1 protein-coding gene (running past one end of the window) is annotated in these 11,898 nt (G+C 65.0%); it reads left to right on the top strand.

Features of this window, described 5'->3' with window-relative positions:
• Positions 1–55 precede the first annotated feature (55 nt).
• Positions 56–11,898: the beginning of an Ig-like domain-containing protein gene (locus tag ACN06F_RS12350; RefSeq protein ID WP_433924009.1), read on the top strand. It continues 18,358 nt past the right edge of the window; 11,843 of the gene's 30,201 nt are visible here — the first part of the coding sequence; its start codon is at positions 56–58; the stop codon falls past the right edge of the window.

Raw genomic sequence — 11,898 nt, 5'->3', positions numbered from 1 at the left:
TAGCGTAAACAGGCTAGATCAGCGGCTACCTATTGATCCTAGGAGTGATGCATACATGGCAACTGCAACCGTTATTGCAATTTCAGGCCAAGCTTGGGCGCGCGATGAAGCAGGCAACCTACGCGAATTGCGTATTGGCGATGTGCTTCAAGAGGGTGAAACACTTATTACCTCTTCCAATGGTCGTGTTGAGCTAGATTTTGCAGACGGAAGCGGTGCCAATGTTATCGAAGGTGGCCAAGAAGTTGCTGTTACTCCTGAGCTTGACCTTGACGCGATTGTAGCCACTGATGCTAGCGCCCAAGATGACGATTTAGAAGCACTGCTCGCCGCTCTTGATGATGAAGATGGCGATTTACTTGAATTGCTAGATGCTACCGCAGCCGGCGGCGCTGGCGGCGGTGGTGGTGGCGGTAACAGCTTTGTGCGCCTTGCCCGTATCGCCGAAGAAACCGACCCGCTTAGTTTTAGCACTGAAGGAGGCCTTGAAGGAGCAGAGTTCGTCGAGTTTGATGGTGGCGTAGCCGCTGTTTCGGCAGTGAATGACCCAGTCGATACTACCGCGCCGACGCTGACGGTAGACGCAACGGATGGTAATGACACCACGCCCACCATCACCGGCACTTCAAATGAAGTTGGCGGCACGGTCACGGTGATCGTTACCGATGCCAATGGTGATCGCCAAGAGCTTGATGCGACAGTAGATGATGATGGCAACTGGAGCGTTGACGTCACGACGCCGCTGGCTGACGGCGACTACACCGCTGACGCCAGCATTACTGATCCAGCTGGCAATGAAGCCACGGCGACTGATACTGGCAGCATCGACGCCACCGCGCCAACGCTGACGGTAGACGCACCGGACGGTAATGACACCACGCCCACCATCACCGGCACTTCAAATGAAGTTGGCGGCACGGTCACGGTGATCGTTACCGATGCCAATGGTGATCGCCAAGAGCTTGATGCGACAGTAGATGATGATGGCAACTGGAGCGTTGACGTCACGACGCCGCTGGCTGACGGCGACTACACCGCTGACGCCAGCATTACTGATCCAGCTGGCAATGAAGCCACGGCGACTGATACTGGCAGCATCGACGCCACCGCGCCAACGCTGACGGTAGACGCACCGGACGGTAATGACACCACGCCCACCATCACCGGCACTTCAAATGAAGTTGGCGGCACGGTCACGGTGATCGTTACCGATGCCAATGGTGATCGCCAAGAGCTTGATGCGACAGTAGGTGATGATGGCAACTGGAGCGTTGACGTCACGACGCCACTGGCTGACGGCGACTACACTGTTGACGCCAGCATTACCGATCCGGCCGGCAATGAAGCCACGGCGACTGATACTGGCAGCATCGACGCCACCGCGCCAACGCTGACAGTAGACGCACCGGACGGTAATGACACCACGCCCACCATCACCGGCACTTCAAATGAAGTTGGCGGCACGGTCACGGTGATCGTTACCGATGCCAATGGTGATCGCCAAGAGCTTGATGCGACAGTAGGTGATGATGGCAACTGGAGCGTTGACGTCACGACGCCGCTGGCTGACGGCGACTACACTGTTGACGCCAGCATTACCGATCCGGCCGGCAATGAAGCCACGGCGACTGATACTGGCAGCATCGACGCCACCGCGCCAACGCTGACGGTAGACGCACCGGACGGTAATGACACCACGCCCACCATCACCGGCACTTCAAATGAAGTTGGCGGCACGGTCACGGTGATCGTTACCGATGCCAATGGTGATCGCCAAGAGCTTGATGCGACAGTAGGTGATGATGGCAACTGGAGCGTTGACGTCACGACGCCACTGGCTGACGGCGACTACACTGTTGACGCCAGCATTACCGATCCGGCCGGCAATGAAGCCACGGCGACTGATACTGGCAGCATCGACGCCACCGCGCCAACGCTGACAGTAGACGCACCGGACGGTAATGACACCACGCCCACCATCACCGGCACTTCAAATGAAGTTGGCGGCACGGTCACGGTGATCGTTACCGATGCCAATGGTGATCGCCAAGAGCTTGATGCGACAGTAGATGATGATGGCAACTGGAGCGTTGACGTCACGACGCCACTGGCTGACGGCGACTACACCGCTGACGCCAGCATTACTGATCCAGCTGGCAATGAAGCCACGGCGACTGATACTGGCAGCATCGACGCCACCGCGCCAACCATCGACCTGGCCGCCATCGGCGACGGCAACCTGTCCGTGGCCGAAGCCCAAGCCACCGAACTGACCGGCACCACCACCAACGTGGAAGACGGCCAAGTGGTCACGCTGACGGTCACCGACAGCGCCGGTAACACCGCCGAGTTCACCGCCACGGTGACCGGCGGCACGTTCAGCACCACCGAAGACCTGACCGCGGAAGGGCTGGTCGACGGCACCATCACCGTGGTCGCCGACGTCACCGACCAAGCGGGTAACCCGGCCAGCGATAGCGAAAGCGCCACGCTAGATGCCGACAATGCCGATCTACCGACCATCGACCTGGCCGCCATCGGCGACGGCAACCTGTCCGTGGCCGAAGCCCAAGCCACCGAACTGACCGGCACCACCACCAACGTGGAAGACGGCCAAGTGGTCACGCTGACGGTCACCGACAGCGCCGGTAACACCGCCGAGTTCACCGCCACGGTGACCGGCGGCACGTTCAGCACCACCGAAGACCTGACCGCGGAAGGGCTGGTCGACGGCACCATCACCGTGGTCGCCGACGTCACCGACCAAGCGGGTAACCCGGCCAGCGATAGCGAAAGCGCCACGCTAGATGCCGACAATGCCGATCTACCGACCATCGACCTGGCCGCCATCGGCGACGGCAACCTGTCCGTGGCCGAAGCCCAAGCCACCGAACTGACCGGCACCACCACCAACGTGGAAGACGGCCAAGTGGTCACGCTGACGGTCACCGACAGCGCCGGTAACACCGCCGAGTTCACCGCCACGGTGACCGGCGGCACGTTCAGCACCACCGAAGACCTGACCGCGGAAGGGCTGGTCGACGGCACCATCACCGTGGTCGCCGACGTCACCGACCAAGCGGGTAACCCGGCCAGCGATAGCGAAAGCGCCACGCTAGATGCCGACAATGCCGATCTACCGACCATCGACCTGGCCGCCATCGGCGACGGCAACCTGTCCGTGGCCGAAGCCCAAGCCACCGAACTGACCGGCACCACCACCAACGTGGAAGACGGCCAAGTGGTCACGCTGACGGTCACCGACAGCGCCGGTAACACCGCCGAGTTCACCGCCACGGTGACCGGCGGCACGTTCAGCACCACCGAAGACCTGACCGCGGAAGGGCTGGTCGACGGCACCATCACCGTGGTCGCCGACGTCACCGACCAAGCGGGTAACCCGGCCAGCGATAGCGAAAGCGCCACGCTAGATGCCGACAATGCCGATCTACCGACCATCGACCTGGCCGCCATCGGCGACGGCAACCTGTCCGTGGCCGAAGCCCAAGCCACCGAACTGACCGGCACCACCACCAACGTGGAAGACGGCCAAGTGGTCACGCTGACGGTCACCGACAGCGCCGGTAACACCGCCGAGTTCACCGCCACGGTGACCGGCGGCACGTTCAGCACCACCGAAGACCTGACCGCGGAAGGGCTGGTCGACGGCACCATCACCGTGGTCGCCGACGTCACCGACCAAGCGGGTAACCCGGCCAGCGATAGCGAAAGCGCCACGCTAGATGCCGACAATGCCGATCTACCGACCATCGACCTGGCCGCCATCGGCGACGGCAACCTGTCCGTGGCCGAAGCCCAAGCCACCGAACTGACCGGCACCACCACCAACGTGGAAGACGGCCAAGTGGTCACGCTGACGGTCACCGACAGCGCCGGTAACACCGCCGAGTTCACCGCCACGGTGACCGGCGGCACGTTCAGCACCACCGAAGACCTGACCGCGGAAGGGCTGGTCGACGGCACCATCACCGTGGTCGCCGACGTCACCGACCAAGCGGGTAACCCGGCCAGCGATAGCGAAAGCGCCACGCTAGATGCCGACAATGCCGATCTACCGACCATCGACCTGGCCGCCATCGGCGACGGCAACCTGTCCGTGGCCGAAGCCCAAGCCACCGAACTGACCGGCACCACCACCAACGTGGAAGACGGCCAAGTGGTCACGCTGACGGTCACCGACAGCGCCGGTAACACCGCCGAGTTCACCGCCACGGTGACCGGCGGCACGTTCAGCACCACCGAAGACCTGACCGCGGAAGGGCTGGTCGACGGCACCATCACCGTGGTCGCCGACGTCACCGACCAAGCGGGTAACCCGGCCAGCGATAGCGAAAGCGCCACGCTAGATGCCGACAATGCCGATCTACCGACCATCGACCTGGCCGCCATCGGCGACGGCAACCTGTCCGTGGCCGAAGCCCAAGCCACCGAACTGACCGGCACCACCACCAACGTGGAAGACGGCCAAGTGGTCACGCTGACGGTCACCGACAGCGCCGGTAACACCGCCGAGTTCACCGCCACGGTGACCGGCGGCACGTTCAGCACCACCGAAGACCTGACCGCGGAAGGGCTGGTCGACGGCACCATCACCGTGGTCGCCGACGTCACCGACCAAGCGGGTAACCCGGCCAGCGATAGCGAAAGCGCCACGCTAGATGCCGACAATGCCGATCTACCGACCATCGACCTGGCCGCCATCGGCGACGGCAACCTGTCCGTGGCCGAAGCCCAAGCCACCGAACTGACCGGCACCACCACCAACGTGGAAGACGGCCAAGTGGTCACGCTGACGGTCACCGACAGCGCCGGTAACACCGCCGAGTTCACCGCCACGGTGACCGGCGGCACGTTCAGCACCACCGAAGACCTGACCGCGGAAGGGCTGGTCGACGGCACCATCACCGTGGTCGCCGACGTCACCGACCAAGCGGGTAACCCGGCCAGCGATAGCGAAAGCGCCACGCTAGATGCCGACAATGCCGATCTACCGACCATCGACCTGGCCGCCATCGGCGACGGCAACCTGTCCGTGGCCGAAGCCCAAGCCACCGAACTGACCGGCACCACCACCAACGTGGAAGACGGCCAAGTGGTCACGCTGACGGTCACCGACAGCGCCGGTAACACCGCCGAGTTCACCGCCACGGTGACCGGCGGCACGTTCAGCACCACCGAAGACCTGACCGCGGAAGGGCTGGTCGACGGCACCATCACCGTGGTCGCCGACGTCACCGACCAAGCGGGTAACCCGGCCAGCGATAGCGAAAGCGCCACGCTAGATGCCGACAATGCCGATCTACCGACCATCGACCTGGCCGCCATCGGCGACGGCAACCTGTCCGTGGCCGAAGCCCAAGCCACCGAACTGACCGGCACCACCACCAACGTGGAAGACGGCCAAGTGGTCACGCTGACGGTCACCGACAGCGCCGGTAACACCGCCGAGTTCACCGCCACGGTGACCGGCGGCACGTTCAGCACCACCGAAGACCTGACCGCGGAAGGGCTGGTCGACGGCACCATCACCGTGGTCGCCGACGTCACCGACCAAGCGGGTAACCCGGCCAGCGATAGCGAAAGCGCCACGCTAGATGCCGACAATGCCGATCTACCGACCATCGACCTGGCCGCCATCGGCGACGGCAACCTGTCCGTGGCCGAAGCCCAAGCCACCGAACTGACCGGCACCACCACCAACGTGGAAGACGGCCAAGTGGTCACGCTGACGGTCACCGACAGCGCCGGTAACACCGCCGAGTTCACCGCCACGGTGACCGGCGGCACGTTCAGCACCACCGAAGACCTGACCGCGGAAGGGCTGGTCGACGGCACCATCACCGTGGTCGCCGACGTCACCGACCAAGCGGGTAACCCGGCCAGCGATAGCGAAAGCGCCACGCTAGATGCCGACAATGCCGATCTACCGACCATCGACCTGGCCGCCATCGGCGACGGCAACCTGTCCGTGGCCGAAGCCCAAGCCACCGAACTGACCGGCACCACCACCAACGTGGAAGACGGCCAAGTGGTCACGCTGACGGTCACCGACAGCGCCGGTAACACCGCCGAGTTCACCGCCACGGTGACCGGCGGCACGTTCAGCACCACCGAAGACCTGACCGCGGAAGGGCTGGTCGACGGCACCATCACCGTGGTCGCCGACGTCACCGACCAAGCGGGTAACCCGGCCAGCGATAGCGAAAGCGCCACGCTAGATGCCGACAATGCCGATCTACCGACCATCGACCTGGCCGCCATCGGCGACGGCAACCTGTCCGTGGCCGAAGCCCAAGCCACCGAACTGACCGGCACCACCACCAACGTGGAAGACGGCCAAGTGGTCACGCTGACGGTCACCGACAGCGCCGGTAACACCGCCGAGTTCACCGCCACGGTGACCGGCGGCACGTTCAGCACCACCGAAGACCTGACCGCGGAAGGGCTGGTCGACGGCACCATCACCGTGGTCGCCGACGTCACCGACCAAGCGGGTAACCCGGCCAGCGATAGCGAAAGCGCCACGCTAGATGCCGACAATGCCGATCTACCGACCATCGACCTGGCCGCCATCGGCGACGGCAACCTGTCCGTGGCCGAAGCCCAAGCCACCGAACTGACCGGCACCACCACCAACGTGGAAGACGGCCAAGTGGTCACGCTGACGGTCACCGACAGCGCCGGTAACACCGCCGAGTTCACCGCCACGGTGACCGGCGGCACGTTCAGCACCACCGAAGACCTGACCGCGGAAGGGCTGGTCGACGGCACCATCACCGTGGTCGCCGACGTCACCGACCAAGCGGGTAACCCGGCCAGCGATAGCGAAAGCGCCACGCTAGATGCCGACAATGCCGATCTACCGACCATCGACCTGGCCGCCATCGGCGACGGCAACCTGTCCGTGGCCGAAGCCCAAGCCACCGAACTGACCGGCACCACCACCAACGTGGAAGACGGCCAAGTGGTCACGCTGACGGTCACCGACAGCGCCGGTAACACCGCCGAGTTCACCGCCACGGTGACCGGCGGCACGTTCAGCACCACCGAAGACCTGACCGCGGAAGGGCTGGTCGACGGCACCATCACCGTGGTCGCCGACGTCACCGACCAAGCGGGTAACCCGGCCAGCGATAGCGAAAGCGCCACGCTAGATGCCGACAATGCCGATCTACCGACCATCGACCTGGCCGCCATCGGCGACGGCAACCTGTCCGTGGCCGAAGCCCAAGCCACCGAACTGACCGGCACCACCACCAACGTGGAAGACGGCCAAGTGGTCACGCTGACGGTCACCGACAGCGCCGGTAACACCGCCGAGTTCACCGCCACGGTGACCGGCGGCACGTTCAGCACCACCGAAGACCTGACCGCGGAAGGGCTGGTCGACGGCACCATCACCGTGGTCGCCGACGTCACCGACCAAGCGGGTAACCCGGCCAGCGATAGCGAAAGCGCCACGCTAGATGCCGACAATGCCGATCTACCGACCATCGACCTGGCCGCCATCGGCGACGGCAACCTGTCCGTGGCCGAAGCCCAAGCCACCGAACTGACCGGCACCACCACCAACGTGGAAGACGGCCAAGTGGTCACGCTGACGGTCACCGACAGCGCCGGTAACACCGCCGAGTTCACCGCCACGGTGACCGGCGGCACGTTCAGCACCACCGAAGACCTGACCGCGGAAGGGCTGGTCGACGGCACCATCACCGTGGTCGCCGACGTCACCGACCAAGCGGGTAACCCGGCCAGCGATAGCGAAAGCGCCACGCTAGATGCCGACAATGCCGATCTACCGACCATCGACCTGGCCGCCATCGGCGACGGCAACCTGTCCGTGGCCGAAGCCCAAGCCACCGAACTGACCGGCACCACCACCAACGTGGAAGACGGCCAAGTGGTCACGCTGACGGTCACCGACAGCGCCGGTAACACCGCCGAGTTCACCGCCACGGTGACCGGCGGCACGTTCAGCACCACCGAAGACCTGACCGCGGAAGGGCTGGTCGACGGCACCATCACCGTGGTCGCCGACGTCACCGACCAAGCGGGTAACCCGGCCAGCGATAGCGAAAGCGCCACGCTAGATGCCGACAATGCCGATCTACCGACCATCGACCTGGCCGCCATCGGCGACGGCAACCTGTCCGTGGCCGAAGCCCAAGCCACCGAACTGACCGGCACCACCACCAACGTGGAAGACGGCCAAGTGGTCACGCTGACGGTCACCGACAGCGCCGGTAACACCGCCGAGTTCACCGCCACGGTGACCGGCGGCACGTTCAGCACCACCGAAGACCTGACCGCGGAAGGGCTGGTCGACGGCACCATCACCGTGGTCGCCGACGTCACCGACCAAGCGGGTAACCCGGCCAGCGATAGCGAAAGCGCCACGCTAGATGCCGACAATGCCGATCTACCGACCATCGACCTGGCCGCCATCGGCGACGGCAACCTGTCCGTGGCCGAAGCCCAAGCCACCGAACTGACCGGCACCACCACCAACGTGGAAGACGGCCAAGTGGTCACGCTGACGGTCACCGACAGCGCCGGTAACACCGCCGAGTTCACCGCCACGGTGACCGGCGGCACGTTCAGCACCACCGAAGACCTGACCGCGGAAGGGCTGGTCGACGGCACCATCACCGTGGTCGCCGACGTCACCGACCAAGCGGGTAACCCGGCCAGCGATAGCGAAAGCGCCACGCTAGATGCCGACAATGCCGATCTACCGACCATCGACCTGGCCGCCATCGGCGACGGCAACCTGTCCGTGGCCGAAGCCCAAGCCACCGAACTGACCGGCACCACCACCAACGTGGAAGACGGCCAAGTGGTCACGCTGACGGTCACCGACAGCGCCGGTAACACCGCCGAGTTCACCGCCACGGTGACCGGCGGCACGTTCAGCACCACCGAAGACCTGACCGCGGAAGGGCTGGTCGACGGCACCATCACCGTGGTCGCCGACGTCACCGACCAAGCGGGTAACCCGGCCAGCGATAGCGAAAGCGCCACGCTAGATGCCGACAATGCCGATCTACCGACCATCGACCTGGCCGCCATCGGCGACGGCAACCTGTCCGTGGCCGAAGCCCAAGCCACCGAACTGACCGGCACCACCACCAACGTGGAAGACGGCCAAGTGGTCACGCTGACGGTCACCGACAGCGCCGGTAACACCGCCGAGTTCACCGCCACGGTGACCGGCGGCACGTTCAGCACCACCGAAGACCTGACCGCGGAAGGGCTGGTCGACGGCACCATCACCGTGGTCGCCGACGTCACCGACCAAGCGGGTAACCCGGCCAGCGATAGCGAAAGCGCCACGCTAGATGCCGACAATGCCGATCTACCGACCATCGACCTGGCCGCCATCGGCGACGGCAACCTGTCCGTGGCCGAAGCCCAAGCCACCGAACTGACCGGCACCACCACCAACGTGGAAGACGGCCAAGTGGTCACGCTGACGGTCACCGACAGCGCCGGTAACACCGCCGAGTTCACCGCCACGGTGACCGGCGGCACGTTCAGCACCACCGAAGACCTGACCGCGGAAGGGCTGGTCGACGGCACCATCACCGTGGTCGCCGACGTCACCGACCAAGCGGGTAACCCGGCCAGCGATAGCGAAAGCGCCACGCTAGATGCCGACAATGCCGATCTACCGACCATCGACCTGGCCGCCATCGGCGACGGCAACCTGTCCGTGGCCGAAGCCCAAGCCACCGAACTGACCGGCACCACCACCAACGTGGAAGACGGCCAAGTGGTCACGCTGACGGTCACCGACAGCGCCGGTAACACCGCCGAGTTCACCGCCACGGTGACCGGCGGCACGTTCAGCACCACCGAAGACCTGACCGCGGAAGGGCTGGTCGACGGCACCATCACCGTGGTCGCCGACGTCACCGACCAAGCGGGTAACCCGGCCAGCGATAGCGAAAGCGCCACGCTAGATGCCGACAATGCCGATCTACCGACCATCGACCTGGCCGCCATCGGCGACGGCAACCTGTCCGTGGCCGAAGCCCAAGCCACCGAACTGACCGGCACCACCACCAACGTGGAAGACGGCCAAGTGGTCACGCTGACGGTCACCGACAGCGCCGGTAACACCGCCGAGTTCACCGCCACGGTGACCGGCGGCACGTTCAGCACCACCGAAGACCTGACCGCGGAAGGGCTGGTCGACGGCACCATCACCGTGGTCGCCGACGTCACCGACCAAGCGGGTAACCCGGCCAGCGATAGCGAAAGCGCCACGCTAGATGCCGACAATGCCGATCTACCGACCATCGACCTGGCCGCCATCGGCGACGGCAACCTGTCCGTGGCCGAAGCCCAAGCCACCGAACTGACCGGCACCACCACCAACGTGGAAGACGGCCAAGTGGTCACGCTGACGGTCACCGACAGCGCCGGTAACACCGCCGAGTTCACCGCCACGGTGACCGGCGGCACGTTCAGCACCACCGAAGACCTGACCGCGGAAGGGCTGGTCGACGGCACCATCACCGTGGTCGCCGACGTCACCGACCAAGCGGGTAACCCGGCCAGCGATAGCGAAAGCGCCACGCTAGATGCCGACAATGCCGATCTACCGACCATCGACCTGGCCGCCATCGGCGACGGCAACCTGTCCGTGGCCGAAGCCCAAGCCACCGAACTGACCGGCACCACCACCAACGTGGAAGACGGCCAAGTGGTCACGCTGACGGTCACCGACAGCGCCGGTAACACCGCCGAGTTCACCGCCACGGTGACCGGCGGCACGTTCAGCACCACCGAAGACCTGACCGCGGAAGGGCTGGTCGACGGCACCATCACCGTGGTCGCCGACGTCACCGACCAAGCGGGTAACCCGGCCAGCGATAGCGAAAGCGCCACGCTAGATGCCGACAATGCCGATCTACCGACCATCGACCTGGCCGCCATCGGCGACGGCAACCTGTCCGTGGCCGAAGCCCAAGCCACCGAACTGACCGGCACCACCACCAACGTGGAAGACGGCCAAGTGGTCACGCTGACGGTCACCGACAGCGCCGGTAACACCGCCGAGTTCACCGCCACGGTGACCGGCGGCACGTTCAGCACCACCGAAGACCTGACCGCGGAAGGGCTGGTCGACGGCACCATCACCGTGGTCGCCGACGTCACCGACCAAGCGGGTAACCCGGCCAGCGATAGCGAAAGCGCCACGCTAGATGCCGACAATGCCGATCTACCGACCATCGACCTGGCCGCCATCGGCGACGGCAACCTGTCCGTGGCCGAAGCCCAAGCCACCGAACTGACCGGCACCACCACCAACGTGGAAGACGGCCAAGTGGTCACGCTGACGGTCACCGACAGCGCCGGTAACACCGCCGAGTTCACCGCCACGGTGACCGGCGGCACGTTCAGCACCACCGAAGACCTGACCGCGGAAGGGCTGGTCGACGGCACCATCACCGTGGTCGCCGACGTCACCGACCAAGCGGGTAACCCGGCCAGCGATAGCGAAAGCGCCACGCTAGATGCCGACAATGCCGATCTACCGACCATCGACCTGGCCGCCATCGGCGACGGCAACCTGTCCGTGGCCGAAGCCCAAGCCACCGAACTGACCGGCACCACCACCAACGTGGAAGACGGCCAAGTGGTCACGCTGACGGTCACCGACAGCGCCGGTAACACCGCCGAGTTCACCGCCACGGTGACCGGCGGCACGTTCAGCACCACCGAAGACCTGACCGCGGAAGGGCTGGTCGACGGCACCATCACCGTGGTCGCCGACGTCACCGACCAAGCGGGTAACCCGGCCAGCGATAGCGAAAGCGCCACGCTAGATGCCGACAATGCCGATCTACCGACCATCGACCTGGCCGCCAT

It is taken from the genome of Vreelandella sp. 21 (assembly GCF_050995515.1).
GTDB classification, from domain to species: domain Bacteria; phylum Pseudomonadota; class Gammaproteobacteria; order Pseudomonadales; family Halomonadaceae; genus Vreelandella; species Vreelandella alkaliphila.
Note: the sequence above shows the minus strand (reverse complement) of the source record. Positions and strands in the feature narration are given on the sequence as shown.